A 26,617-nucleotide genomic window follows, 5' to 3' on the forward strand; every position below is an offset into this window, starting at 1 on the left:
AAAACAGCTAATTCCTCTCAAATTCGCTTAGTGTTGACTCAATGCAACTTCTTCCTCTTGTTCTAAGATATCTTTCTTAGTTTGCCCCATCAATTGGCTGGTGATTGTACCGGCTGCCATTGCACCATTGACATTTAACGCGGTGCGTCCCATATCGATAAGTGGTTCAACTGAAATCAGCAGGGCGACTAAAGTTACAGGAAGCCCCATGGCTGGCAAAACAATCAAGGCTGCAAAAGTTGCACCACCACCAACACCGGCAACGCCTGCGGAACTAATGGTTACAATCCCAACCAGAGTTGCTATCCATAATGGATCAAAAGGATTAATGCCTACGGTTGGAGCAACCATCACTGCTAACATGGCCGGATAAATACCAGCACAGCCGTTTTGACCGATTGTTGCACCAAAAGTGGCAGAGAAACTGGCGATAGATTCGGGGACGCCAAGGCGGCGAGTTTGTGTTTCAACATTCAGCGGAATACTTGCTGCACTTGAGCGGCTGGTAAATGCGAATGTTAATACAGGCCCTGCTTTTTTGAAAAATTTCAGTGGATTAATACCGGTAATTGCCAGAAGCCCGCCGTGTACAACAAACATTAATCCGAGGGCAATATAGGAAGCAACGACAAAGTTACCTAATTGTGCGATGTCATGAATGTTGGAACTAGCAACAACTTTGGTCATCAACGCCATAACACCATAAGGCGTCAGGAGCATAACCAGTCTTACTAATTTCATTGCCCAAGCTTGCATGGTATCAATGGCAACCAGTGCGCGCTCACCTCGCTCATGATCATCTTTAAGCATTTGCAATGCAGCGATACCTAAAAATGTCGCAAAAATCACAACGCTGATAATGGATGTCGGGTGTGCTCCAGTCAGATCAGCAAAAGGGTTTTTAGGGATAAAAGAGAGAATGATTTGCGGCACACTCATATCTGCAACTTTACCAACATAATTGGTTTCGATAGCGGATAAACGAGCCGTCTCTTGAGTTCCTTGAATTAAGCCTGCTGCGCTTAGCCCAAATAAATTGGCAATAATGATACCCAGTAGGGCGGATATTGCTGTGGTGAACAACAATGTACCAATTGTCAGGAAACTGATTTTGCCTAAAGAAGATGCCTTATGTAAGCGTGCAACAGCGCTCAGAATTGAAGCAAAGACCAAAGGCATAATAACCATTTGCAATAGTTGTACATAGCCGTTACCAACAATATTGAACCACTTTATTGATTCTTTTACTGTCGGATTATCTGTGCCATAGATAATGTTCAGAGCTAATCCAAAGACAACGCCCACAATTAGTGCAATAAGCACTTTTTTGGATAAGCTCCATTTATTTGAACTGGTTTTTGCCAATAAAATAAGCAGTGCGACAAAAACGAGCACATTGATGATGAGTTGTATATTCATCCCTAGTCTCCAAAAATTTTACCCCTTCATCTTGTAAGTTGTTGCTTTTATTCGTAGCGCTACAACTTGCAATCTATCGGGCATAATAATAGTTATATGATCTGTAGTTTTTGATTCATGGTATGTGTGTGCTAAGTGATGACAGGTAACTTTCAAGCAGCTAATTGATTATTGGTGCTGTAAATTCAAAAACCATCGGAGATGCATACCATGACAATCTGTATGGATGAATAATATCAGTATAAAAATTATGTTTCTTATAATTAAATGGAATTAAATATAATTATTTTTCACAAAAGAGTAAAAATGGTTATAAGGCCTAATCTATTTGGTCTTACTTTCCATAATTATTTTTTATTAGATACGCAGGATTGGGGAATTAACAATGCTGGCGGAAAATGAAAAAACAATATCAAGAAATATTGTTTATGTTTTAAAGGATGACCCTATCTAGTAAATAGGGCCATTATCTTAGTAATGCATTATAAATTAGTTAATTGTATAAATTTTGTAACTTATCAATTTGTAATTTGTCGAGCGACAATTTATCAAATGGTAATTTATCAAAATAATGATTGAGTGAAAAATTGATGTGTTGGGGAAGGGCAATCGCAATAACCACGACCAAAACAGCAATAGCTCGCTCCGCTTTTTTACGCTCTTTGCCTCTGAGAATAGGAATGCAAAAACGTGTTCTCAGGGGCCATAAGAGCGGAATGCCGGCAGGAGTGAGCATATCTGCGATAAGGTGGCTGATATAGCCTACAACCATTGCATGGATAAAATCGGTAGGAATAGGCCAATCGGCAGGTATTTCAGTTTGGAAAAGAATAATCCCTGCTATCAGTGCCAATAAACTGTGCGTAAAACCGCGGTGCCCGCATAACCGTGCAATGGGGATGGATATAAAGCGAAATAACCTTCCTAAAGTGGAACTGGGGTGATCAATATCAGGTAACAATGAAGCCAAAAGTACGCCCGGGAGCATATGTAACCAATCTCCTTGAGCTATTTCTGGTGTGATTTGTAGCTGGTGAGCCAATACAAGGCTGGCAACGGAAAAAAGGAGGTGCCCTTCTGCTGTCATAACGTTTTATACTAATTATTTATGCTGATTGCTGTTTATACATACAGTTGGCAGTATAGAGTGTTTCGCATGAGGATGGTAGAGGGTAAATAAGAAAAATCTGTTATTTATTAATATATAACACTATTATTTAGCTAGTTTTTTCCTAGATCAGCTAAAAAAGTCATATGGAGATTGAAATTTGCGCTGCTAAATCTAGTTGGAGAAAGTTTGAAAAATAGCAGCGCAATAGGTGTTAGCTAATATTTTCTTTCGTTAACTTTTCCAGTGAGCTTAACTTAATATCAGCTAATGACCAGCGCGGGTCATTGAAATTTTGGGCTGATGGAACAACGATGGAACGCATTCTTGCCGCTTTGGTCGCTATCATTCCATTAAATGAATCTTCTAAGGTAATACAATGAATTGGATTGATACCAAGTTGAGCGGCTGCCTGCAAATAAACTTCGGGATGAGGTTTGCTGTAAGGTAGTTTGGCGGCTGAAACAACGGTATCAAAGTAATGCCGTAAATTAAACAATTCAAGTACTTCTTCCAACATTTCGTGAGGAGATGCCGAGGCTAAACCAATTTTTAGTCCACGTTCCCGGCAGAGGTTCAACGCATGTTCTACACCAGGTAACAGAGGGCGTTTTTCTTTTACTAAGCGAACGACATGATCAATGATACGTTGTTCAACCTCACTTTTAGATGCTCCTTGCCACGGTGATGCTTGGTACCACAGCTCAACGACGTGGTCTATCCGCAATCCCAACGTATCAGGCAATGTTTTTGCTAATGTTAAATCGACCCCTAATTCGCTGAATACGAATTTTTCCCCTTGTTCCCAGTAAGGCTCAGAATCAATGAGCAAGCCATCCATATCAAAAATAGCGGCTTCTATAGATAAACAAAATGACATTTCATATCTCTCTGCAATGATAGTCGCGATTAGTAAGGATTAATTGTAACAATCTCCATAAGTTAAGTCTTGTCACGGGGAAGAATGTGTGAACAGCCTGACTGAAATATAGAGAAAGCGCTATAACCACTGATACATAATTTGCCCCCAATGTCAGGGCGGAGATATAAGCCGAGTTCTATTGTCAGTCGCTTATGCCGAATCCAAGGTTTATTCACTTGATTTTTGATGAAAAGGCATGGGGGTTGATAGCTCAATTTATCGTCTTGGTTCAGCCCCAAGCTCTACATTTGAATTCATCTATGGTTATAAGATACAAAATGACTAGGCGATTTGCTGAAACAAAACGAAGACATAACACTGAGTTTTTGCTTCAACTGGTTTGATGAATAAAGTTGCTCAAACCCATACCTTAAACCCAAAGCTGCGTTCTGTAAGTGACCTCCAATGGTTGGTCAACCAATATTGGGGTTGCTTCATCTGGTGTGGACTTTTTTCTCACCTCTACCTTGAGACTGATCTCAACTATTCCTATCTAACCAGTATAAAATCCATTGCTATACTCTGTATTAAATGTTTTTTCTGTTTATGCATAGTAGTGTGCAGATATGAATAAATTAAGACAATTACATATTATAATTAATTGTTTTTATGGAGAATTTAAAACAATGGGGTATTCACAAGCTGGGTATGTAGCTATTGCTAAACGAATCTTGGGTTGGGTGATTTTTATACCCGCTTTTTTATCAACTATCGTCTCAATTGTAAATCTGGCATGGCAACATGGCCTTAAAGGTGATGGAATTAATGCCGTATTCAATGATTTTATCAAGATGATGGCAGAAATGATTAAATTCAATACACCTTTTTTAGATTTTTTCTGGAAAAACTCACCAACGCCTGATCGAGTGATGGGAGTGACCAGTGTAAATATCAGTTTTATTGTTATTTATTTTTTAATGTTTGTCGGCTTGGCGATGAGTGCATCTGGTTTAAGAATGTACCGCCAATTTAAATACATTAAAGAACATATTGAAGATCAAATGCTCCTTGAAGATACTAAAGAAAATGGAATGACTAAGGAGCAGTTAATAGAAAAAATTAAATTTCCCCGCCATAGCTTATTTAGCCAAATCTTTACTCTCTACATATCACCAGTCATCATCGGAGCAATAGTTTATTTTCTATTCAGGCTATTGGGTTGGTAATATAAAAATAATAGCTGCGCAAGGATGAACTACGCAGCTTTTTGATATTCATAGTTATATCGTTTTAGGCGAATCTATTCCATTTTTATTTTATTCACATTTTCTAATGTGAGCGCTTTTACTTTTTCCTTGGAAAGCACTTAGTATTAATAACTTTTTGTATGGTTATTCAGATAAGATTTGATCAATTATGCTTTGCGCTACGATGAAGTTATTTCCTCCGAAAAGGTTACATCGATTCAGCAAATGATAGAGTTGGTAAATGGGTTGACGCTCAATAAAATCATGTGGCAATGGCCAAATGCTTTGGTAACCATCAAAAATTTGCAGAGGAAGTTCCGGATAAAGAGGCAACATCGCCAGATCGCATTCACGATCTCCCCAATAACAGGCCGGATCAAATATTACAGCACATTCATCATTCAATGACGCGCAATTGGTAGGCCACAAATCACCTTGTAAAAGAGAAGGTTGAGGGTGGTGAGAGTGTAATTTATCACTGATTATTTGGACAATCTGATTAATATCGCCAAATATCATTCCGTTATCCGCCGCGATTTGTAATTGCCAGCCTATCCGTTTTTCGGCATAAAACTGATTCCAGCGTTTTTGCCAGCCATTGGGTTGTATGGTGGTCGCAAGCATATTATCAAAGTCAAAACCAAACTTTGGTTGTTCACTCCATTGATGCAGCTTCGCTAAGTGTTGGCCGAAGCAATATGCGCTATGGGCATTGAATGGCTTAAGAGGAAGATATTCCAGCAAGAGGAAACTATACTCGCGATCATGCCCCACGCCAAATACTTCAGGAACACGAATTGTTTTACTGCGAGCCAATAATTCTAACTGCTCTGCTTCCGCTTTAAAAATTGGCAGCATTTCTTTCACATTGGATTTGACAAAAATATACTGTTCGCCATATTCAATGCACCAAGAACGATGTATATCGCCACCCGTTAATTCTGTTTTATTGTGAATTTCAGCGTCACCAAAATGCTCACTTAATAGACGGTTCACGGTCTGCCACATGATACACCTCATTAAGTTGACAATTGCTAAGCTCATATTACAGCCAGATGCAACATTTGAACAGGATAAAAAGAAATTTAATAGCAATTAATAAGGCCATATCTCAAATTTGATATGGCGCTCGACGTTGGTTAATTTGATTTTTCTGGAGCTGATACAGTTTGAGGGGACGTTCTATTGCTAAATTCTTTGTTCGCTTTTTTACGAGCCAGTCTTATTTGGCTATAAATAAGTGCTGCGACGAAAAAGATTGCTTGAATAATGACAATGCACGGCCCTGTTTCTCCATCAATATGGAAGCTGATAATTGTACCGAGCACACTGGATGCCACGGAGGCAATCGTGGCGACAATCAGCATGCGATCAAAACTCCGGCAAAGAATAAAAGCAATGATGCCAGGTGAAATCAGCATTGCAATCACAAGAATAATGCCCACTGCTTGCAGCGATGCGACAATAGTTAGCGCCAATAGAGACAACAATCCGTAATGCAATAGCTTAACAGGCAGGCCAACAACACGTGCCTGATTGGGGTCGAAGCAATAGAGCATAAAATCTTTTCGTTTCAGTAATACAACTGCAAGCGTGATCCCTGCAATGCACAGTGTTTGAAGTAATTCATTTTGTGTGATGCCAAGGATACTGCCAAACAATATATGTGTCAGGTGCTGATCGGTGTCTATCCGGGTAAATAAAACTAATCCAAATGCAAACATGCCAGAAAAAACAATCCCCATGACTGTATCTTCTTTAACTCTGCTGTGTTCTTTCAAGTATCCAGTGGCAAATGCACAAAATATGCCGGATAAAAAAGCCCCTATTGCAAGCGGTATGCCAGCGACAAAGGCCAGAACGATACCAGGCAGAACTGCATGGGAAATGGCATCTCCCATCAGTGACCAGCCTTTTAAGACCAGATAACAAGACAGTACTGCACAGACCGCGCCCACCATAATGGCCGCCAGAATGGCTCGCTGCATAAAATCGTGCATAAATGGTTCAGTGATTAACTCAATAAATTCATTCATGGATGCTTTCCTGAGTTAAGGCCATAGATTCCTTTCTGGCGCGTCTGCGAGAAGCCAACATGCCGTGTTTGGGAGCAAAGAAAAAAGCCAGCAAAAAGATTAATGTTTGCATCGTGACTATCACTCCACCTGTTGCGCCATTGAGGAAATAGCTTAGATATGCCCCGGCACCACTTGTGAGTGAGCCAATAACCACAGCAATGATCAGTAGATTCTTAAATCTGTCTGTCAATAAGTAGGCCGTTGCCCCAGGAGTGACAACCATAGCAATGACCAAAATGGCTCCTACCGTTTGTAGTGCAGCAACAGTGCAGGCACTTAATAAAGTAAAGAAAATTATTTTTAATCTTAATGGGGATAAACCGATAGATCTCGCATGGGTTTCATCAAAGAAAACAACCAACAAATCTTTCCAGAGCAGCATTAAAACCACAAAGGAAACGGCGATAATAATCTCGACTTGTAGAACGTCTTCATCAGCAATACCTAAGATATTGCCCATAATAATTGTTTGCACATTCACAGAAGTGGGATTTAAAGAAACGATGAGCAACCCAACGGCAAAAAACGTTGAGAATATAAACCCGATCACAGCATCTTCACGCAATCGAGTAATGTGGCGTACTAATGTCATTGATAACGCGGCGAGCATGCCGGTAAAAAAAGCGCCACCAGCATAAGGCAAACCCAAAGCATATGCGCCGGCCACGCCAGGTACAACGGAGTGGGAGAGGGCGTCTCCCATCAATGACCAGCCTTTCAACATCAAATAAGCGGATAAAAAAGCACAGACGGCACCAACGATGGAACTTACCCACATAGCTTTTACCATGTAGTTGTAATTGAAAGGCTGTAATAACAACTCCATCATGGCTAATTTTCCTTCTGTTTTGGACTCTGTCGTGGAGGAACATGATGGTCATGCCCATAAAAGACGGCCGCACGCTCATCATCAGTAATGACGGTCAGTGAACGAGGATCATCATCATCATGTAATTCGGGGCCGGAAAGATTGATATGGCGTAAAACACCACCGAACGTAATTTCCAAATTCTTTTGAGTAAAAGTGGTTTCAGTTTGCCCACTGGCCAATACCGTACGGTTAATCAAAATAACGTGATCGCAAAATTCGGGCACACTTCCGAGGTTATGAGTGGAGACTAAAATTAAATGGCCTTCATCTCGCAAATCACGCAGTAAACTAATGATGGCATTTTCCGTTTTAACATCAACGCCAGTAAAAGGCTCATCCAGAAGCAATACCTTCCCTTCCTGAGCTAATGCCCGGGCTAAAAACGCCCGTTTTTTCTGCCCGCCAGAGAGCTCACCAATTTGCCGGTCGCGCAGCCCGCTTAGGCCAACACGCTCGAGGGCTTTCTCCACGATTTCGTGATCATGCTTACTGGGGCGGCGCAAGAATCCCATTTTTCCATAGCGACCCATCATCACAACATCGGAAACTAAAACCGGGAAGTTCCAATCAACTTCTTCAGTTTGTGGGACATATGCGATGATATTTTGTTTTAACGCCATTTTGATCGGCTGGCTATTAAGGGTAACTTTACCTTGGGAAGGGTTTACCAGCCCCATAATGGTTTTAAATAATGTGGATTTCCCACTGCCATTCATGCCAACCAATGCGCAAATCGTGCCACCAGTAATATCAAAACTGGCATCATAGATTGCAGTATGTCCATTGTTATAAGTGACGGTAGCGTTATCGACAATTAAATGAGGTGGCTCAATTAGTGGTCGCTGGTTCAACGATGAGCTGTTCATTGATTAAACCCTTTTGCAATGGTGTCAACAGTCGTGTTAAGTAAATCAATATAAGTAGGAACTGGCCCTTTTGCGGTGGAGAGAGAGTCTACATAAAGTACGCCGCCGTAACGTGCCCCGGTTTCTTTACTGACTTGTTTTGCTGGTTTATCTGAGACAGTACTTTCACTGAAGACTACGGGGATCTTATTGGCTTTTACGGTATCAATAACACTGCGTACCTGTTGAGGGGAGCCTTGTTCTTCAGCGTTGATTGGCCATAAGTAAACTTCTTTGAAACCATAGTCTTGCGTGAGATAGCTGAAAGCACCTTCACTGGTCACTAGCCAACGCTGTTCTTGCGGAATGCGTGAAAGCCGCTCTCTAAGTGGTGAGTCTAACTGGGCAATTTTTTCTGCATAGGCTTTGGCATTGCGATTATAGATTTCAGCATTTGCTGGATCGTGCGTGACAAGCGCTTTACGAATATTTTCGATATAAATCAGAGCATTTTTTGGTGACATCCAAGCATGAGGGTTGGGGTTTTTATTGTAAGGTCCTTCACGAATAGGCAGAGGGGTAATGCCTTCAGTAATGACAGCAACAGGTATATCTTTCATATTTTCAAAAAAACGTTCAAACCAACGCTCAAGATTCAATCCGTTCCAAAGAATAAGGTCGGCACGTTTTGCTTTGATAATATCTTTTGGTGTTGGTTGATAATCGTGAATTTCTGCACCGGGTTTTGTTATGGACTCGACAATGGCGGCGTCACCGGCGATATTTTGAGCCATATCTTGAATTATGGTGAATGTCGTAACAACCCTGAATTTTTTCTCAGCATGGGCAAGTTGACTAAAGAAGAACATTGCTGATAGCGCAATGAACAAGGTAAATATGGGGAAAACAGAAATAGAGTGCTTTTTGACCATTATAATAAACCTTACTTGTTATACATATAATTATTGATAATGATTATCAGTATCATTTGTGTAAAGTCAAGGTGTTAACGAATTAAATTCGTAATAGATTTGATAGCTGCATGCTTAATTTCCGATAACTCAACATGGCAGTCATGACACCATGCGAACAAAAAAACAAGATATTGTCCAGAGTTATCCAAGATAAATAGATTAATTTATTTTGATAAATATAGCCCATAGATTTTGAGTTGTGCCTGCCATGCCAAAACTGCCTTCTTATCCATTCCTGTAAGCTTAGATAATGCTGCTAACGAGAGTGGAGAGTGTAGCCAACAAGATGTCACTTGAAAGTTGATAGGCATAACAGAAAAATATTTTTCTGTTATCAATAAAATTATATATCCTTTATAAGATCAATTTTATCTTAGGGGAAAACGCGTGAAATTAAGATCCGGCTATATTGCATTAGCTCTGTTATTGGTGGGATGCTCGGGACAGAATGCGCAGCAATCAAGCGCCAAAACTCAGCCAACTGCAAAACAACGTATGCTTAATGACAACAGCGTTGTTTTTGGCTCTCGAAAGTTTACAAATAAACTTGAGCCGACACCATTTGACGCCTTCATTGAACAAGCATCAAAACGCTATGGTGTTGATGAAATGCTTATTAAAGCGATTATTCAAGTGGAATCTGGTTTTCGCCCTGAAGTTATCAGTAAATCAAATGCTGTTGGATTAATGCAAATTAAAGCATCTACAGCGGGACGGGATGCTTACAGAATGAAAGGCAAATCCGGGCAGCCAACGATACGAGAGTTGAAAGATCCGGCAACCAATATTGACCTTGGCACTGCCTATATCAGCATATTGAAAAAACAGCATTTAGGTGGGATCGTTAACCCTGAAACGTTGTATTATGCCACGATAGTCGCTTATGTGAATGGCGCAGGAGCTCTGTTACGGACATTTGATTCCAATCGGGCTTTGGCTATCACCAAAATCAATCGAATGACGCCAAATGAATTCTATCAATATGTGCAAAATAATCATCCTGCCCCACAGGCTCCGCGTTATTTATGGAAAGTGAAAAATGCTTATCGTGCATTAGGGGAAGTTCAATGATGGCATAGCCCACTATTTTCTATTTTTCATTAAAAATGATGGTAGGCTTGGTGTTTTTTTAAAAAAGTTTATAGCATCAGTGAATGCTTGCTTTCTTATCCTTGTAAACCTACTAGGCCAATTTGGATTGATGTTAGTATAATAGTCTTCATTTCTCATTTTTTGGATTAAATCAAACAATTCATCATCATTTTTGATAGCACATACCACATTAAACGGTGCAATATATTTTGGTAATACAAATATGGCGGGATAATTAGTGGTTGGATCAGTAAAAGGATTCTCTGTATCTGCACCATGGTGTATAAGGTTATTTTCAGCAATCAAGACATTAATATCATTTATGATTTTCATGATTCGCCTAGTAACAACGCCCATATCAGGTTGTTTTTCGTAATTTTTAAGATTGCTTTCACTACAGCTGGGGTGGATACCGGCATTTTTATCATGTTTTATGATTTTATCGTTTTCTCCATAATCAGCGATATGTACCCCGACTAATAGTAAATCATAATCTGCTGTTAATGGTTTGCTTTGTTTATTGGGAGCTAACACTTTGATAGGTGCGTTTTTGTGAAGAACTTTAAAATATTGTTCTTCTTGTGTTTGACTTGAGTTTGATGGGACTAGTTCGAACGAATATTTTCTTTTATCTTCTCTCATTGAGAAATAAGCATTAACATTTTGGGAATTACAGTCTTTTTTAATAATATTTTGATTCATTAGTTCTTGCAATCGCTTGCTGGTTATTTCTAAAGGGATTGATGTTGCATAACCAGCATTAATGCAATCTTTTACTTTCTGAGTAAATTCCTTAGTTATTGCACTAGGGGAGCCTTCGAGTTTGCTAAATGATTGATCTTCACAAATGAATCCTGCCTGGGGCCCCCAAGTTGAGCTTTTTCCTTTAATATCAAGTGATTTGGTAGGATACCCATCCCTAATTAATGAACCAGCCAGGCTTTCTACTGGACGGATACCGATAATACAATTACTGGCCGCTGCATATCGCTGTAGTATAATTACATGATTATAATCAATGCCACCTAGGAAACTTGCTAAACCTGCAATCAACTCATTAGGTGACTGTGAAATTTCTTCTTTTGCATTGTGTTCAGTTTGCATACAAAAACCTTTTACTTACTTTCAATGTGAAACACACAATAAACTTAATGTGCCTTTTTGATTATTTTAGATTCCTTTAACTGGATTATAACTGTAAGAAAATATATCTCTATGTTTTTTATCATTAAAATTTAAGGTGAATCAGACTTATATATAAAGTTTTTGTTTTTATATCTGTGATATTAATGAAATATATAGAGGATGAGTGGTTTTTATTTTAATTCATTAAAATTCAGGGAATATATGTTATATGGAATAAACTAAAGTATCGTATGTATGCTAAATAAAATATGGTGATTCAGCGCAAACAATATAATAATTTAATGAAACATGATTTTCTCAATAATAAAAAAAAGAAAAAATGTCGCTGTATCGCAAAAAGATAGATTTTTTTGTTAAAAAACAAAAAGCTTTCTGTCTATGGAATGCATACCGAAAAAATAGCTTTTGATTTTCCAAAAGAATAAATAATTATCAGTTAATTGATCAAATTGATTTGATATCAATATGAACTATTTCAACATCTGTTCTGTGTGATAGTATGTTCAACGAGTTAGGATAAATGTACCGGATACATCTGAATAATGTGCCATAAATGTGTACACATCTTGCGGAGTGAAGCAAGAGTTTGTTTCTAACGTATTGATTAACAATGAATTTGATTTAATACAAGTGATCTTTCGTATGGGTCACCACTGTATATAAGGATTTTAAATGCCTGTAATTACTCTTCCTGATGGTAGTCAACGTCAATTTGAGCATGCTGTTTCTGTAATGGATGTGGCGCGTGATATCGGTACTGGTTTGGCAAAAGCGTGTATTGCCGGCCGTGTTAATGGTGAATTGGTTGATGCTTGTGAATTAATCGAAGCTGATGCAAATCTTGCTATTATCACCAGCAAAAACGATGAAGGTCTGGAAATAATCCGTCACTCATGTGCTCACTTATTAGGCCATGCAATCAAACAATTGTGGCCTAACACTAAGATGGCCATTGGCCCAGTGATTGACAATGGTTTCTATTACGATATCGATTTGGATCGCTCTTTGACGCAGGAAGATATCGAGTTGCTTGAAAAGCGCATGCTGGAACTTGCCAAAAAAGACTATGACGTCATTAAGAAAAAAGTCAGCTGGCAGGAAGCGCGCGACACATTTGCAGCTCGTGGCGAAGAATATAAGGTCCAGATTCTGGATGAGAATATCAGCCGTGATGATCGCCCTGGCTTATATTTCCATGAAGAATATGTTGATATGTGCCGTGGGCCGCATGTTCCCAATATGCGTTTCTGCCATCATTTCAAACTGCAAAAAGTTGCAGGGGCATATTGGCGTGGCAATAGCGACAACAAAATGTTGCAGCGTATTTATGGCACGGCCTGGGCTGATAAGAAACAGCTCAATGCTTATTTACAGAGATTGGAAGAAGCGGCCAAACGCGATCACCGCAAAATTGGTAAGCAGCTTGATTTGTATCATATGCAAGAAGAAGCGCCAGGCATGGCTTTCTGGCATAACGATGGCTGGACTATTTTCCGTGAACTGGAAACTTTTGTCCGCATGAAGCTTAAAGAGTACCAATATCAGGAAGTTAAAGGTCCATTCATGATGGATCGCATCCTGTGGGAAAAAACAGGTCACTGGGAAAACTATAAAGAAAATATGTTTACCACTTCATCGGAGAACCGCGAATATTGCGTAAAACCGATGAACTGCCCGGGTCATGTCCAGATTTTTAATCAGGGTTTGAAATCTTATCGTGATTTGCCTCTGCGTATGGCTGAATTTGGCAGCTGTCACCGTAATGAACCATCGGGTGCATTGCACGGATTGATGCGTGTGCGTGGTTTTACTCAGGATGATGCACACATTTTCTGTACTGAAGAACAAATTCAGCAGGAAGTTAGCAGCTGCATCAAAATGATTTATGATGTATACAATACTTTTGGTTTTGAGAAGATTATTGTTAAATTATCAACTCGCCCAGAAAAACGTATTGGTACGGATAAACAATGGGATGAAGCAGAAGCGGATCTCGCTAAAGCCCTCACCCAAAATGGTATCGAATTTGAATACCAACCGGGAGAAGGGGCATTTTATGGCCCTAAAATTGAATTTACTCTCTATGATTGTTTGGATCGTGCGTGGCAATGTGGTACTGTGCAACTGGATTTTTCACTGCCAGCGCGTTTGAGTGCGTCATATGTGGGTGAAAATAACGAACGTAAGGTTCCTGTAATGATTCACCGTGCGGTTCTGGGCTCTCTGGAACGCTTCATCGGGATTCTGACAGAAGAATATGCTGGGTTTTTCCCAACATGGTTGGCACCTCAGCAGGTCGTCGTCATGAATATTACCGACGGTCAGGCAAATTATGTACAGGAATTGGTTAAAAAACTTCAAGATGCAGGCATTCGTGCAAAAGCAGACTTGAGAAACGAGAAGATTGGCTTTAAAATTCGCGAACACACTCTGCGTCGTGTGCCTTACATGCTTGTTTGTGGTGATAAAGAAGTCGAGTCAGGAAAAATTTCTGTCCGTACTCGCCGCGGCAAGGATTTAGGTAGCATTGACGTCAATGAGTTTACAGAAAAACTGCTGACAGAAATTCGCAGTCGCAATCTTCATCAATTGGAGGAATAAGGTATTAAAGGCGGAAAAAGAATTCAACCGGCGCGCCCAAATCGCATTAATGAAGAGATTCGCGCCACTGAAGTTCGTTTAACTGGATTAGATGGCGAACAGATTGGTATTGTCAGTCTGAAAGAAGCTCTTGAGAAAGCCGAGGAAGCTGGTGTTGATTTAGTTGAAATCAGCCCAAATGCCGAACCGCCGGTTTGTCGTGTGATGGATTACGGCAAGTTCCTCTATGAGAAGAGTAAGTCGATCAAAGAGCAGAAAAAGAAACAAAAGGTTATTCAGGTTAAGGAAATTAAATTCCGTCCTGGTACAGATGAAGGCGACTATCAGGTCAAACTACGCAACCTGATTCGTTTTCTGGAAGATGGCGATAAAGCTAAAATCACCCTGCGTTTCCGTGGGCGTGAAATGGCGCATCAACAAATTGGTATCGAAATGCTGAACCGCATTCGTGACGATTTGAGTGAACTGGCAGTAGTCGAATCCTTCCCAACGAAGGTTGAAGGCCGCCAGATGATCATGGTGCTCGCTCCTAAGAAGAAATAGTCAGGCAAACAAGTAGTAGACTCCAACCAATTCTGGAGGGAGTCTATTCGCCTTACTAATTCGTTGTAATTAACAATGCGAAGTGGAAATTTAAAATGCCAAAGATTAAAACAGTACGCGGCGCAGCTAAACGCTTCAAAAAAACCGCAAGTGGTGGTTTCAAGCGTAAGCACGCTAACCTTCGTCACATTCTGACTAAAAAATCAACTAAGCGTAAACGTCATTTACGTCCAAAAGGCATGGTCTCCAAAGGTGATCTGGGTCTGGTTGTTGCTTGCCTGCCTTACGCATAAGCAAGTTTTTTTTAGAATAGAATATAGAGACGATAGGAGAAGTATATGGCTCGCGTAAAACGTGGTGTTATTGCCCGTGCACGTCACAAGAAAATTTTAAAACAAGCGAAAGGTTACTACGGTGCTCGTTCGCGCGTTTACCGTGTTGCTTTCCAGGCTGTTATCAAAGCTGGTCAGTACGCTTATCGTGACCGCCGTCAGCGTAAACGTCAATTCCGTCAACTGTGGATTGCTCGTATCAACGCTGCTGCACGTCAGAACGGCATGTCTTACAGCCGTTTCATCAACGGCCTGAAAAAGGCTTCGATTGAAATCGACCGTAAGATTCTAGCTGACATCGCTGTATTCGACAAAGTAGCATTTGCTGCTCTGGTTGAAAAAGCGAAGGGCGCTCTGGCATAAGTCAGGTTAAAAGAGGGAGCTTGCTCCCTCTTTTACTTTTTCTCAAAATGTGGCTTACTATTATTTGGTTAATCTAGGTAACTAGTAGTATCCAAATTAATTAACTCGGAATGAATGTGGAGGAAATAACGAAAATGATGAAATTAGCCTTTTTTCGTTTCTTTTTTTACTTTAGCACCTGAAATCAGGAGGCTATGCGCGTAGGAAAAGAAACGAAAAATAGCGCTTGAGCCTCCAATGTGGAGGCTTTTTTATTTTTATGCATTCACAAGTCGATACACTTGTGAGCATAGTCGATAACAACTAAGGGGCCATCTGGCCGAAGGAAGAGGAAACGATGTCACATCTTACTGAGCTGGTTGCAAAGGCAAAAGCAGCCGTAGAAGAAGCCCAGGATGTTGCTGCGTTGGATTTGGTGCGAGTTGAATACCTGGGAAAAAAAGGCCATTTAACCCTCCAGATGTCATCGCTACGTGACTTACCCGCCGAGGAGCGTCCAGCGGCAGGGGCAGTTATTAATCAGGCTAAACAAGAAGTTCAAGAAGCATTAAACGCGCGCAAAGCAAAGCTTGAATCAGATGTTCTGAATGCACGCTTGGCAGCCGAAAAAATCGATGTTTCATTGCCTGGCCGTCGTATGGAAAACGGTGGATTACATCCTGTTACACGCACGATTGAACGTATTGAAACTTTCTTTGGTGAGTTAGGTTTTTCTGTTGAATCCGGCCCAGAAATTGAAGATGACTATCATAATTTTGATGCCCTGAATATACCAGCACATCATCCAGCCCGTGCGGATCATGATACTTTCTGGTTTGACGCAACGCGCCTGCTGCGTACCCAAACCTCCGGTGTACAGATCCGTACAATGAAAAATAGCCAGCCACCTATTCGTATCATTGCTCCGGGACGTGTGTACCGCAATGATTATGATCAGACGCATACACCAATGTTTCATCAGATTGAAGGATTAATTGTTGATAAAGATATCAGCTTTACCAATCTGAAAGGGACACTGCATGACTTCCTGAATAACTTTTTTGAAGAAGATATGCAGGTTCGTTTCCGCCCTTCATATTTTCCGTTTACAGAGCCTTCAGCAGAAGTGGATGTAATGGGTAAAAATGGCAAATGGTTGGAAGTATTGGGCTGCGGTATGGTGCACCCGAGTGTGTTGCGCAATGTAGGTATTGATCCTGAAGTTTATTCTGGTTTTGCCTTTGGTATGGGTATGGAGCGCCTGACCATGCTTCGTTATGGAGTTACAGATTTACGCGCATTCTTCGAAAATGATTTACGTTTCCTCAAACAATTTAAATAAGGCGGGTATATCTCATGAAATTCAGTGAACTCTGGTTACGCGAGTGGGCAAACCCAGCCATTAATAGCGATACATTGTCTGATCAAATCACCATGGCTGGTTTAGAAGTTGATGGTGTTGAGAAAGTGGCAGGCCAATTCCACGGTGTATTTGTTGGTGAAGTTGTTGAATGTGGCCAACATCCAAACGCAGATAAACTGCGTGTTACCAAAGTCAATGTTGGCGGCGAACGTCTGCTAGATATTGTTTGTGGTGCACCAAATTGTCGTCAAGGGCTTCGTGTTGCGGTTGCTACAGTGGGTGCTGTGCTTCCGGGTGATTTCAAAATCAAGGCCGCTAAATTACGCGGTGAGCCATCAGAAGGGATGCTGTGTTCATTTTCCGAACTGGGTATTGCTGATGATCACGATGGTATCATTGAACTCCCTGTAGATGCACCGATTGGCACCGATCTGCGTGAATACATGAAACTGGATGATAATGCGATTGAAATCAGCATTACTCCAAACCGCGCTGACTGTTTGAGCATTATGGGTGTAGCCCGTGATGTTGCGGTCATCAACAAACTGCCTTTGACCGAGCCAAAAATTGAAGCAGTTAAACCAACGATAGATGCAACATTCCCTATTCGTGTTGATGCCGCTGAAGCTTGCCCTCGTTATCTGGGACGCGTGATCAAAAACGTAAACGTTAAAGCGAAAACGCCATTGTGGATGCGTGAAAAATTACGCCGTGGTGGTATTCGTTCTATTGATCCTGTTGTTGACATCACCAATTACGTTTTGCTTGAATTGGGACAACCGCTGCATGCCTTCGATTTAGAGCGTTTGAGTGGTTCAATTATTGTCCGTCTGGCTGAGCAGGGCGAAAAGCTTACCTTGTTAGACGGCAATGAAACCGAACTTTCTGCTGATACACTTGTAATTGCTGATGAAAAGCAATCACTTGCAATGGCAGGGATCTTTGGCGGAGAACATTCTGGAGTTAATGCCGAAACGCAGCATATTATGCTGGAATGTGCATTCTTCGCGCCGTTGGCAATTACTGGTCGTGCTCGTCGCTATGGTCTGCATACGGATGCATCTCACCGTTTTGAACGTGGTGTCGATCCACAGCTTCAACATAAAGCGATGGAATATGCCACTCAATTGTTGATTGATATTTGTGGCGGGGAAGCTGGGGAAATCGTTGATGCTACCAGCGAAGCCCATTTGCCGAAATCAGCAACAATTACTCTGAGCCGTCAAAAATTAGATCGCTTAATTGGCCATCATATTTCTGACGAGCAAGTAACTGATATCCTGACTCGTTTAGGTTGTCAGGTAACCGTACAGACTGATAGTTGGCAAGCTGTGGCACCTAGCTGGCGCTTCGATATGCAGATCGAAGAAGATCTGGTGGAGGAAGTTGCTCGCATTTATGGTTATAATAACATTCCAGATGTGCCAGTACGCGCTGACCTTGTGATGACTTCACATCGTGAAGCTAATTTATCTCTGAAACGCGTTAAAACCATGCTGGTGGATTGCGGTTATCAAGAAGCAATTACATATAGTTTTGTTGATCCAAAGATTCAGCAACACTTACATCCTCAGCAAGAAGCATTGATTCTGCCAAATCCAATCTCAGCCGATATGTCAGCAATGCGTTTATCTCTGTTGACGGGGTTATTGACAACGGTTGCCTATAACCAGAATCGCCAGCAAAATCGTGTACGTTTATTTGAAACAGGGTTGCGTTTTGTACCGGATGAAAGTGCAGAACACGGCATTCGTCAGGAATTGATGCTTGCTGGTGTCATTGCAGGCAATCGCGTTGACGAGCACTGGTCGATGGAAAAACAACCAGTTGATTTCTTTGATCTGAAGGGTGATTTAGAATCTGTTTTAGAACTGACAGGTAAACTATCGGATATTTCCTTCAAAGCAGAAGAACATCCTGCTTTACATCCTGGGCAAAGTGCTGGGATTTATCTGGAAAATAGTTACATTGGTCATATTGGCGTTGTTCATCCAGAACTAGAGCGTAAACTTGACTTAAACGGCCGTACCGTGGTATTCGAGGTATTATGGGCTAGTCTGGCAGACCGCGTAATTCCTGAGATGAAGGAAGTTTCTCGCTTCCCATCTAACCGCCGTGATATTGCTATTGTTGTGCCTGAAAATGTAGCCGCAGAAGATGTTCTGGTTGAATGTCAGAAAGTTGGCGTAAATCATATAGTTGGCATAAACTTATTTGACGTGTATTGTGGTAAAGGTGTTGCGGAAGGTTATAAGAGCCTTGCTATTAGCTTAATCTTGCAGGATACCACGCGTACACTGGAAGAAGAAGAAATTGCTGCGACTGTCTACAAATGCGTTGCTGCATTAGAACAGCGATTCCAAGCATCCTTGAGGGACTGAACTTATGGCGCTTACTAAAGCTGAAATGTCAGAAAATCTGTTTGAAAAACTGGGTATTAGCAAACGTGACGCTAAAGATCTGGTAGAGATGTTCTTTGAAGAAGTGCGTCGTTCTTTGGAGAATGGGGAGCAGGTTAAGCTATCTGGATTTGGCAACTTTGACTTGAGAGATAAAAATCAACGCCCAGGTCGTAATCCGAAAACTGGAGAAGATATTCCGATTACTGCTCGCCGCGTTGTTACTTTTCGCCCAGGCCAAAAGTTGAAAAATAGGGTAGAAAAAGCGTTACCCAAAGAATAGATAAATAAAAAAGGCCGCATATTGCGGTCTTTTTCTTACCTTCAATTTCCTATTACATACAATGGGAAGTGTTCCTTATTTCCGAATGGTTTTATCACCATGCACTCTGTTCATGAATTGGTCACGTTGCAGAAAAAACGCAGCTATCGAATCATTATTACCCTGTCTGTTTTACTCATTATGCTGTTTATTTTGTCATTATGCGCAGGCGAAATTTGGTTTCGGCCTGATCAGTGGCTATCTGAGCCCGCCCAATTATTTATCTGGCAGTTAAGATTACCCCGAGCGGTTGCGGTAATCATGGTTGGTGCAAGTTTGGCTGTATCAGGTGCAGTCATGCAGGCGTTGTTTGAAAATCCGTTGGCAGAGCCGGGGTTGCTTGGCGTCAGTAACGGGGCAGGTGTTGTCGTGGTATGCCTGATACTGGCTTTTCATGGCATAGCCCCATTATGGATATTGAGCATTGGTGCTGTGTTGGGGGCGCTTTTTATGACGGCCATTTTGCTGTTTTTTTCCAGAAAACATCATGTGACTAATGCCCGCTTGTTATTAATTGGTGTTGCTTTTGGCGTGATATTTGGTGCCTTGATGACATGGATGGTTTATTTCAGTACCAGTTTAGATTTGCGGCAACTGATGTATTGGATGATGGGGAGTTTCAGTGGCATTGACTGGCGCCAGAAATGGTTGGTTATTGCATTGTTTCCTGTTGTCTTATGGCTAAGCAGCAAGGGAAATGTCTTGAATTATTTGTCACTGGGAGAATTACAGGCCCGACAACTGGGGGTTTCCCATCATGTATGGCGTAATGTTTTTGTATCTGTAGTTGGGCTGTTAGTGGGTTTGAGTGTTGCCCTTGCGGGTGCGATTAGCTTCATTGGTTTGGTTATTCCTCATATTTTAAGGTTGATTGGCCTGACAGATCATAAAACTTTGCTGCCGGCCAGCGCATTGGCGGGAAGCAGCGGCCTCTTGCTGGCTGATTTATTCTCGCGTTTGTCACTGTCTCATGCAGAAGTGCCAATTGGTGTTGTTACTGTGACATTGGGCGCACCAATTTTTATATGGCTTTTGTTGAGAACGCGTCACTATTGAGGAATACGCTGAATATGCCGATGAAGGAAAAGGAATTAATAAAATGGGGATTGTGAGATGAGGAACTATGGCTGACCAACCGATTGTGATGTTGAATGAAGTCACTGTTGGTAACAGACTGAATTCATTATCTGCCTCTGTTATGGCGGGAGAGCAAATCCATTTGGTCGGGTTAAATGGTTCAGGGAAAAGTACTTTGCTCTCTGCGATTGCAGGCGTTTTACCTTATCACGGGAACATTTACTTAAATGGCAGAGGGTTAGATGATTACCGGCAACATGAACTGGCGCAATACCGGTCCTGGCTCTCTCAATCTGCCTCCATCCCTGCCATGCCAGTGTTTCAATATTTGGATATGTTTCGCCCCCAATTGGCACCATTGGATCGGAGTGAGCAGGTCTTGCATGATCTTTGCCAGCAAATGAAACTTGTTCCTTTACTTTCTTCACCCATCGGGCAGTTATCTGGCGGAGAATGGCAGCGTGTCAGGTTGGCTGGAACTTTTTTCCAAGCATGGCCCGAGCTGAATCCTAATGGGCGATTACTTTTACTTGATGAACCAACAAATAACCTTGATATCACTCAACAAGCCATTTTAGATGAATTAATTGAAGCATTTTGTTCATTGGGGGGTTCTGTTCTCTTGAGTAGCCATAACCTTGATCACACTTATGAAAAGGCAACGAGCGTATGGTTACTGCTACACGGAAAATTATTGGCGTCTGGTGTACCACAAAATGTTATGACTGAACAAAATTTGTCAGAGATTTTTGAGGTAAACATTAGACATATCAGAAATACCCGCTATAAATTATGGAGGATCAATCATAGGTAATTTTTATAAGTGGATTCACTACATTTATAGCTTTTGTGATCGTTTAGTGCTCTGGTTGATTAAAAATTGTTTATCTGTTGATGATTGGTTAAACTAATTTCATCTAGGATTGTCTGATTATAAATATTAGGTAATGCAAGGCATAAGGCGATTATGGATAGTTTTTTGCCATTTTCTCGTCCTGCGATTGGCAGTGAGGAGATAGAAGCAATTGAAAAAGTTTTACGTTCAGGTTGGATCACTACAGGGCCACAAAACCACCAATTAGAGCAAGATTTTTCTCGTATGTTTGGGTGCAAACATGCGATTGCTTTGTGTTCCGCAACAGCGGGAATGCACTTGGCTTTGTTGGCGTTGGGCATAGGCCCCGGTGATGAAATCATCACTCCCTCCCAAACTTGGGTTTCCACAATCAATATGATTTGCCTGCTGGGCGCTGAGCCAGTCATGGTGGATATCGACCGTGATACGCTGATGGTGAGTGCAGACACAGTCAAAAAAGCCATCACCCCAAGAACCAAAGCGATTATTCCTGTGCATTATGCTGGGGCGCCTTGTGATCTTGATGCTCTGCGCGTAGTGGCCCAAGAAGCTAATATTCCCCTGATTGAAGATGCAGCTCATGCTGTCGGAACGCGTTATAAAAATGAATGGGTAGGAGAGCGGGGCACTGCTATCTTTTCTTTCCATGCCATTAAAAATATGACGTGTGCCGAAGGCGGGATGTTCGTTACAGATGATGACGAATTAGCCAGTAGGATCCGTTGCTTAAAGTTTCATGGTTTGGCTGTCGATGCATTCGACCGACAAATTCAGGGGAGAAAACCGCAAGCAGAAGTTATTGAACCGGGTTTTAAATATAACCTATCCGATATCCATGCGGCGATGGCAGTCGTGCAATTAGGCAAACTGGCGTCAATGAACCAGCGCCGCAAAGAGCTTGTGGCACGTTATTCTGCCGCTCTCATTGATTCACCTCTTCAGATGTTAAGTGTTCCTGAATATGAACACTTGCATACCCACCATCTTTTTATGGTTCGTGTTGACAAGAATGTCTGTGGTATTGACCGGGATACTTTCATGGCGCGCCTAAAAGACAGAAATATTGGTACAGGCTTGCATTTTAGGGCCGCGCATACGCAGAAATACTACCGCGAACGTTACCCGCAACTCTCTCTGCCTGTATCTGAATGGAACTCGTCAACACTCTGTTCATTGCCACTTTTTCCAGATATGAGCAATGCTGATGTTGATCGTGTCGTGAATGCAATAACTGCAATCCTTTCGGAGCATAATTAAGTGACATTTGAGAAGATCAAAAAAGTTTCCGTCGTTATTCCTGTTTATAACGAAGAAGATAGTTTGCCCCAATTACTGGAAAGAACTATCGCAGCGTGTCGGGAACTTGAACAAGAATACGAACTCATTTTGGTGGATGATGGCAGCAGTGACAGTTCCGCCGATATTCTGACTCAGGCAGCAGAAGTTCCTGAAAACCACGTTATCGGAATTTTGCTGAATCGCAATTATGGCCAACATTCAGCAATTATGGCTGGGTTCCATCAGGCAGATGGCGACTTAGTGATTACACTTGATGCCGATTTGCAAAACCCACCGGAAGAGATACCCCGGTTGGTTAAAACAGCAGAAGAGGGATATGACGTAGTTGGAACGCGTCGTGCCAATCGTCAAGATTCTTGGTTCCGTAAAAGCGCATCTAAACTCATCAATGCAATGATCACTAAAGCGACCGGGCGTTCAATGGGCGATTACGGCTGCATGTTACGTGCCTACCGTCGCCACATTGTGAGTGCAATGTTGCAATGCCATGAGCGGAGCACTTTTATTCCCATCCTTGCCAATACGTTTGCCCGCAGAACGATAGAAATTGATGTAGGGCATGCAGAACGTGAGTTTGGGGATTCTAAATACAGTTTCATGAAACTGATAAACCTGATGTATGACCTGTTGACCTGCTTAACAACCGCACCATTGCGGTTACTGAGCGTAGTTGGAAGTATTATTGCCATAACAGGTTTCTTGTTGGCAGTACTATTAATAACTTTGCGCCTTATTTTTGGCTCAATGTGGGCTGCTGAAGGTGTATTTACTCTGTTTGCTATCCTTTTCATGTTTATCGGTGCGCAGTTCGTCGCAATGGGATTACTCGGTGAATATATCGGCCGGATATATAACGACGTTCGTGCCCGCCCGCGTTATTTTATTCAAAAAGTGGTCGGAGTTAACAAGACCAAGGACAATCAGGAAAAAAGCTAATGAAAGCAGTTATCTTTGCCTATCATGATATTGGTTGTGTCGGACTTAATGCGCTCGCAAATGCAGGTTTTGATATTCAGGCAGTATTTACGCATACCGATGATCCAAATGAAAATCACTTTTTCTCGTCTGTTGCACGTGTCGGGGCAAATATGGGATTGCCTGTATTTGCACCAGAAAATGTGAATCATCCACTTTGGGTTGAGCGCATTCGAGAGATGAAACCGGATGTCATTTTCTCTTTCTATTACCGAAACATGATTAGCCAAGAAATCTTATCCTTGGCCGAGAAAGGCGCATTTAACTTGCATGGTTCCTTATTGCCGAAATATCGTGGTCGGGCGCCGGTTAACTGGGCGGTACTCAATGGTGAGACTGAAACAGGCGTAACGCTGCATAAAATGCTGGCGAAACCAGACGCTGGCGATATTATCGCGCAGCAGTCCGTACAAATCGGAGAAGCAGATACTTCGCTGGAAGTACACGGAAAAATACGTGAAGCAGCAGCTGAGTTATTGAATGGTATTTTGCCGCAAATAAAATCAGGCCATTATCCTGCTATTCCACAAGACGAAAGTCAGGCAACTTATTTTGGCCGTCGCTCAGCTGAAGATGGCGAGATAAATTGGAATAAGTCTGCGAAAGAAATCAATAACTTAGTTAGGGCTGTCACGGAACCATATCCAGGCGCATTCACTTTCTTGGGTGAACGTAAAATTACCATTTGGCGTTCCCGCCCATTGGAACAAAATCATGGCAAACGTCCTGGCACCGTCATTTCGACTGAACCATTTGTTATTGCTTGCGGCGACGGAGCACTGGAAATCATCAGCGGGCAGGGTGAATCAGGCCTCTACGTCCAAGGTAATCGTTTGGCTCTTGAAATGGGTATCGTAGCGGGTATTCATGTTGGTCCAAAAGCAACCGCGCACGTCAGCCGCCGCAAACGTGTTTTAATTTTAGGTGTTAATGGGTTTATTGGTAATCACCTGACAGAACGCTTGTTGGATGATGGCAATTATGACATTTACGGAATGGATATCGGCTCTTCTGCCATTGAACGGTTCATCGGCAACCCTCGTTTTCATTTCATTGAGGGGGATGTCAGTATTCATACTGAATGGATTGAATACCACATCAAAAAATGTGATGTTATTCTGCCTTTAGTGGCCATTGCCACTCCGATTGAATACACCCGTAATCCTTTACGTGTCTTTGAGCTGGACTTTGAAGAAAACCTGAAAATTGTCCGTTACTGCGTGAAATACAATAAACGCATTATTTTCCCGTCGACGTCTGAAGTTTATGGAATGTGTGACGACAAGGAATTTGATGAAGATAATTCACGTCTTATTGTTGGGCCGATTAACAAACAGCGCTGGATATATTCAGTTTCTAAACAGTTACTTGATCGCGTTATCTGGGCTTATGGCGCAAAAGAAGGTTTGAAATTCACCTTATTCCGTCCATTCAACTGGATGGGGCCAAGGTTGGATAACTTAAATTCAGCGCGTATTGGCAGCTCAAGGGCAATTACCCAATTGATATTGAACTTGGTGGAAGGTTCGCCAATTAAGCTGGTGGATGGCGGGGAGCAAAAACGCTGTTTTACTGATATCCATGATGGCATTGAAGCCTTATTCAGAATCATCGAAAATCGTGATGGTTTGTGCGACGGGCAAATTATCAATATCGGTAATCCAACGAATGAAGCCAGTATCCGTCAATTGGCCGAAATGTTGCTGGATAGTTTTGAAAAACACGAACTGCGTGGACATTTCCCTCCATTTGCAGGGTTTAAGAAGATTGAAAGTAGCAGTTATTATGGTCAGGGTTATCAGGATGTAGAACATCGTAAACCCAGCATTAAAAATGCGGAGCGCTTCCTTGGCTGGAAACCAACCATTGATATGACACAGACCATTGATGAAACGTTGGATTTCTTCTTGCGTGGAGCAGTAGAAGAATTACAAAGGAAAAGCTAGGAAGAGATAGGGACTTAAGTGATGAAGAAAGTTGGTTTAAGAATTGATGTTGATACATATCGAGGTACAAAGGAAGGCGTACCGCAGTTGCTTGAGATTTTGCAAAAGCATCATATCCAAGCCAGCTTTTTTTTCAGCGTAGGTCCGGATAACATGGGGCGCCATTTATGGCGCCTGTTGCGGCCTAAATTTCTCTGGAAGATGTTGAGATCAAATGCCGCTTCTCTTTATGGCTTGGATATTTTGCTGGCTGGCACAGCGTGGCCGGGAAAGAAAATTGCCAAGGATCTAGGATACCTGATGAAACAGACAGCAGAGGCAGGTCATGAAGTTGGTTTGCACGCATGGGATCATCAGGGCTGGCAAGCGAAAGTCGGGCGTTGGTCGGAAGCTGAGTTAGCAGAACAAGTACAATTGGGAACTGATGCATTAAAGCAGGCGATAGGGCAAACTGTGACATGTTCAGCAGTTGCCGGCTGGAGAGCAGATGAACGCGTAGTGGCTGTCAAACAGCGTTTTGGTTTTGACTACAATAGCGATTGCCGTGGAACGCACCCATTCAGACCAATTTTATCCGATGGCAATATTGGAACTGTACAAATCCCAGTTACGCTGCCCACGTACGATGAAGTCGTTGGCACACAGGTCAGTGACGCTGATTTCAACAATTTTATCCTTGAAGCAATCAAAAATGCTCAGGGTGTTCCTGTTTATACCATTCATACCGAAGTTGAAGGTATGTCGAAATCTTCTCAATTTGAAACACTCTTGAATATGCTTCATCAGCAAGACATTACTTTTTGTAAATTAAGCGATTTATTACCTGAAAATAGAGACTCGCTTCCTGTTGGGAAAATTGTTCGTTCGGATTTTCCCGGTCGTGAAGGCTGGTTAGGTTGCCAACAAGAGGTATAACACAA

General features: G+C 41.8%; 25 protein-coding genes and 1 other annotated feature. Of the genes, 16 read left to right on the forward strand and 9 right to left on the reverse strand.

Translation table 11 applies throughout. From position 1 onward, the window contains the following. Positions 1-27 precede the first annotated feature (27 nt). From FE392_RS12525 to hxpB, 3 genes are all read right to left on the reverse strand, one after another. Positions 28-1,419, reverse strand: coding sequence for an L-cystine transporter (locus tag FE392_RS12525; protein ID WP_319930556.1), 1,392 nt, complete (start codon positions 1,417-1,419; stop codon positions 28-30). 493 nt (positions 1,420-1,912) lie between these two features. Then, complete coding sequence (locus FE392_RS12530; protein WP_319930557.1) at positions 1,913-2,506, reverse strand: metal-dependent hydrolase; 594 nt, start codon at positions 2,504-2,506, stop codon at positions 1,913-1,915. A 235-nt stretch (positions 2,507-2,741) separates the two neighbouring features. Then, positions 2,742-3,407 (reverse strand): hexitol phosphatase HxpB, encoded by a 666-nt coding sequence (hxpB, locus tag FE392_RS12535; protein WP_319930558.1) that lies wholly within the window; start codon positions 3,405-3,407, stop codon positions 2,742-2,744. 668 nt (positions 3,408-4,075) lie between these two features. Here hxpB and FE392_RS12540 point away from each other — a divergent pair. Next, positions 4,076-4,615, forward strand: coding sequence for a YniB family protein (locus FE392_RS12540; RefSeq protein WP_319930631.1), 540 nt, complete (start codon positions 4,076-4,078; stop codon positions 4,613-4,615). Between the two features lie 165 nt (positions 4,616-4,780). Here FE392_RS12540 and FE392_RS12545 read toward each other — a convergent pair whose 3' ends face one another. The 5 genes from FE392_RS12545 to FE392_RS12565 form a co-directional block, all read right to left on the reverse strand. Further along, entirely contained in the window at positions 4,781-5,644 is an 864-nt protein-coding gene (locus FE392_RS12545) for a fructosamine kinase family protein (RefSeq protein WP_319930559.1), read from the reverse strand. 131 nt (positions 5,645-5,775) lie between these two features. Beyond that, complete coding sequence (locus FE392_RS12550; RefSeq protein WP_319930560.1) at positions 5,776-6,672, reverse strand: metal ABC transporter permease; 897 nt, start codon at positions 6,670-6,672, stop codon at positions 5,776-5,778. Beyond that, complete coding sequence (locus FE392_RS12555; RefSeq protein ID WP_319930561.1) at positions 6,665-7,543, reverse strand: metal ABC transporter permease; 879 nt, start codon at positions 7,541-7,543, stop codon at positions 6,665-6,667. The genes FE392_RS12550 and FE392_RS12555 overlap by 8 nt, the downstream gene beginning before the upstream one ends. 2 nt (positions 7,544-7,545) lie before the next feature. After that, on the reverse strand, positions 7,546-8,451 hold the full coding sequence (locus FE392_RS12560) for a manganese/iron ABC transporter ATP-binding protein (protein ID WP_319930562.1): 906 nt from the start codon (positions 8,449-8,451) through the stop codon (positions 7,546-7,548). Beyond that, a complete protein-coding gene (locus FE392_RS12565) occupies positions 8,448-9,362 on the reverse strand; it encodes a metal ABC transporter substrate-binding protein (protein ID WP_319930563.1) in 915 nt (304 codons plus the stop codon). Before FE392_RS12565 ends, FE392_RS12560 begins: the two co-directional genes overlap by 4 nt. Before the next feature lie 429 nt (positions 9,363-9,791). Between FE392_RS12565 and FE392_RS12570 the strand changes: the two genes are divergently transcribed. Beyond that, entirely contained in the window at positions 9,792-10,475 is a 684-nt protein-coding gene (locus FE392_RS12570) for a transglycosylase SLT domain-containing protein (protein WP_319930564.1), read from the forward strand. A gap of 12 nt (positions 10,476-10,487) precedes the next feature. Here FE392_RS12570 and FE392_RS12575 read toward each other — a convergent pair whose 3' ends face one another. Next, positions 10,488-11,600, reverse strand: coding sequence for an anthrax toxin-like adenylyl cyclase domain-containing protein (locus FE392_RS12575; RefSeq protein WP_319930565.1), 1,113 nt, complete (start codon positions 11,598-11,600; stop codon positions 10,488-10,490). A gap of 714 nt (positions 11,601-12,314) precedes the next feature. On the opposite strand from FE392_RS12575, the gene thrS reads away from it, so the two are divergent. The 14 genes from thrS (at position 12,315) to arnD (ending at position 26,612) form a co-directional block, all read left to right on the forward strand. After that, positions 12,315-14,243, forward strand: a complete 1,929-nt coding sequence (gene thrS / locus FE392_RS12580) for a threonine--tRNA ligase (protein WP_319930566.1) — start codon at positions 12,315-12,317, stop codon at positions 14,241-14,243. A gap of 3 nt (positions 14,244-14,246) precedes the next feature. After that, complete coding sequence (gene infC, locus FE392_RS12585; RefSeq protein WP_092509353.1) at positions 14,247-14,786, forward strand: translation initiation factor IF-3; 540 nt, start codon at positions 14,247-14,249, stop codon at positions 14,784-14,786. A 95-nt stretch (positions 14,787-14,881) separates the two neighbouring features. Then, positions 14,882-15,079, forward strand: a complete 198-nt coding sequence (gene rpmI, locus FE392_RS12590) for a 50S ribosomal protein L35 (RefSeq protein ID WP_006118955.1) — start codon at positions 14,882-14,884, stop codon at positions 15,077-15,079. Positions 15,080-15,124: 45 nt separating this feature from the next. Further along, positions 15,125-15,481 carry a 50S ribosomal protein L20 gene (gene rplT / locus FE392_RS12595; protein ID WP_010847342.1) on the forward strand — a complete coding sequence of 119 codons (357 nt, stop codon included), beginning with the start codon at positions 15,125-15,127 and terminating at the stop codon, positions 15,479-15,481. 131 nt (positions 15,482-15,612) lie between these two features. Continuing rightward, positions 15,613-15,737: a sequence feature (Phe leader region), on the forward strand. Next, positions 15,619-15,663: a pheST operon leader peptide PheM gene (gene pheM / locus FE392_RS21290; RefSeq protein WP_366301101.1), complete on the forward strand. Its 45-nt coding sequence runs from the start codon at positions 15,619-15,621 to the stop codon at positions 15,661-15,663. Its footprint overlaps the feature before it by 45 nt. Positions 15,738-15,818: 81 nt before the next feature. Beyond that, positions 15,819-16,802, forward strand: coding sequence for a phenylalanine--tRNA ligase subunit alpha (pheS, locus tag FE392_RS12600; protein WP_319930567.1), 984 nt, complete (start codon positions 15,819-15,821; stop codon positions 16,800-16,802). Between the two features lie 14 nt (positions 16,803-16,816). Then, a complete protein-coding gene (pheT, locus tag FE392_RS12605) occupies positions 16,817-19,204 on the forward strand; it encodes a phenylalanine--tRNA ligase subunit beta (RefSeq protein WP_319930568.1) in 2,388 nt (795 codons plus the stop codon). A gap of 4 nt (positions 19,205-19,208) precedes the next feature. Next, positions 19,209-19,505, forward strand: a complete 297-nt coding sequence (gene ihfA / locus FE392_RS12610; RefSeq protein WP_038233943.1) for an integration host factor subunit alpha — start codon at positions 19,209-19,211, stop codon at positions 19,503-19,505. Between the two features lie 99 nt (positions 19,506-19,604). Next, complete coding sequence (btuC, locus tag FE392_RS12615; RefSeq protein WP_319930569.1) at positions 19,605-20,600, forward strand: vitamin B12 ABC transporter permease BtuC; 996 nt, start codon at positions 19,605-19,607, stop codon at positions 20,598-20,600. A 67-nt stretch (positions 20,601-20,667) separates the two neighbouring features. Beyond that, entirely contained in the window at positions 20,668-21,435 is a 768-nt protein-coding gene (btuD, locus tag FE392_RS12620; protein ID WP_319930570.1) for a vitamin B12 ABC transporter ATP-binding protein BtuD, read from the forward strand. Positions 21,436-21,588: 153 nt separating this feature from the next. Next, positions 21,589-22,734 (forward strand): UDP-4-amino-4-deoxy-L-arabinose aminotransferase, encoded by a 1,146-nt coding sequence (gene arnB, locus FE392_RS12625; protein WP_319930571.1) that lies wholly within the window; start codon positions 21,589-21,591, stop codon positions 22,732-22,734. Further along, entirely contained in the window at positions 22,735-23,712 is a 978-nt protein-coding gene (gene arnC / locus FE392_RS12630) for an undecaprenyl-phosphate 4-deoxy-4-formamido-L-arabinose transferase (RefSeq protein WP_319930572.1), read from the forward strand. After that, positions 23,712-25,697, forward strand: a complete 1,986-nt coding sequence (gene arnA, locus FE392_RS12635; protein WP_319930573.1) for a bifunctional UDP-4-amino-4-deoxy-L-arabinose formyltransferase/UDP-glucuronic acid oxidase ArnA — start codon at positions 23,712-23,714, stop codon at positions 25,695-25,697. The genes arnC and arnA overlap by 1 nt, the downstream gene beginning before the upstream one ends. A gap of 21 nt (positions 25,698-25,718) precedes the next feature. Then, positions 25,719-26,612 carry a 4-deoxy-4-formamido-L-arabinose-phosphoundecaprenol deformylase gene (arnD, locus tag FE392_RS12640; RefSeq protein ID WP_319930574.1) on the forward strand — a complete coding sequence of 298 codons (894 nt, stop codon included), beginning with the start codon at positions 25,719-25,721 and terminating at the stop codon, positions 26,610-26,612. Positions 26,613-26,617: the final 5 nt, after the last annotated feature.

Origin of the sequence: Xenorhabdus santafensis, from assembly GCF_033949405.1 — a bacterium.
Taxonomy (GTDB): domain Bacteria; phylum Pseudomonadota; class Gammaproteobacteria; order Enterobacterales; family Enterobacteriaceae; genus Xenorhabdus; species Xenorhabdus santafensis.

Bases quoted from the DNA above. Each gene is read 5' to 3' on its own strand.
- FE392_RS12525 (WP_319930556.1), bottom strand. From the start codon at position 1,419: ATGAATATACAACTCATCATCAATGTGCTCGTTTTTGTCGCACTGCTT.
- FE392_RS12530 (WP_319930557.1), bottom strand. From the start codon at position 2,506: ATGACAGCAGAAGGGCACCTCCTTTTTTCCGTTGCCAGCCTTGTATTG.
- hxpB (WP_319930558.1), bottom strand. From the start codon at position 3,407: ATGTCATTTTGTTTATCTATAGAAGCCGCTATTTTTGATATGGATGGC.
- FE392_RS12540 (WP_319930631.1), top strand. From the start codon at position 4,076: ATGGGGTATTCACAAGCTGGGTATGTAGCTATTGCTAAACGAATCTTG.
- FE392_RS12545 (WP_319930559.1), bottom strand. From the start codon at position 5,644: ATGTGGCAGACCGTGAACCGTCTATTAAGTGAGCATTTTGGTGACGCT.
- FE392_RS12550 (WP_319930560.1), bottom strand. From the start codon at position 6,672: ATGAATGAATTTATTGAGTTAATCACTGAACCATTTATGCACGATTTT.
- FE392_RS12555 (WP_319930561.1), bottom strand. From the start codon at position 7,543: ATGATGGAGTTGTTATTACAGCCTTTCAATTACAACTACATGGTAAAA.
- FE392_RS12560 (WP_319930562.1), bottom strand. From the start codon at position 8,451: ATGAACAGCTCATCGTTGAACCAGCGACCACTAATTGAGCCACCTCAT.
- FE392_RS12565 (WP_319930563.1), bottom strand. From the start codon at position 9,362: ATGGTCAAAAAGCACTCTATTTCTGTTTTCCCCATATTTACCTTGTTC.
- FE392_RS12575 (WP_319930565.1), bottom strand. From the start codon at position 11,600: ATGCAAACTGAACACAATGCAAAAGAAGAAATTTCACAGTCACCTAAT.
- thrS (WP_319930566.1), top strand. From the start codon at position 12,315: ATGCCTGTAATTACTCTTCCTGATGGTAGTCAACGTCAATTTGAGCAT.
- rpmI (WP_006118955.1), top strand. From the start codon at position 14,882: ATGCCAAAGATTAAAACAGTACGCGGCGCAGCTAAACGCTTCAAAAAA.
- rplT (WP_010847342.1), top strand. From the start codon at position 15,125: ATGGCTCGCGTAAAACGTGGTGTTATTGCCCGTGCACGTCACAAGAAA.
- pheS (WP_319930567.1), top strand. From the start codon at position 15,819: ATGTCACATCTTACTGAGCTGGTTGCAAAGGCAAAAGCAGCCGTAGAA.
- pheT (WP_319930568.1), top strand. From the start codon at position 16,817: ATGAAATTCAGTGAACTCTGGTTACGCGAGTGGGCAAACCCAGCCATT.
- ihfA (WP_038233943.1), top strand. From the start codon at position 19,209: ATGGCGCTTACTAAAGCTGAAATGTCAGAAAATCTGTTTGAAAAACTG.
- btuC (WP_319930569.1), top strand. From the start codon at position 19,605: ATGCACTCTGTTCATGAATTGGTCACGTTGCAGAAAAAACGCAGCTAT.
- btuD (WP_319930570.1), top strand. From the start codon at position 20,668: ATGGCTGACCAACCGATTGTGATGTTGAATGAAGTCACTGTTGGTAAC.
- arnB (WP_319930571.1), top strand. From the start codon at position 21,589: ATGGATAGTTTTTTGCCATTTTCTCGTCCTGCGATTGGCAGTGAGGAG.
- arnA (WP_319930573.1), top strand. From the start codon at position 23,712: ATGAAAGCAGTTATCTTTGCCTATCATGATATTGGTTGTGTCGGACTT.
- arnD (WP_319930574.1), top strand. From the start codon at position 25,719: ATGAAGAAAGTTGGTTTAAGAATTGATGTTGATACATATCGAGGTACA.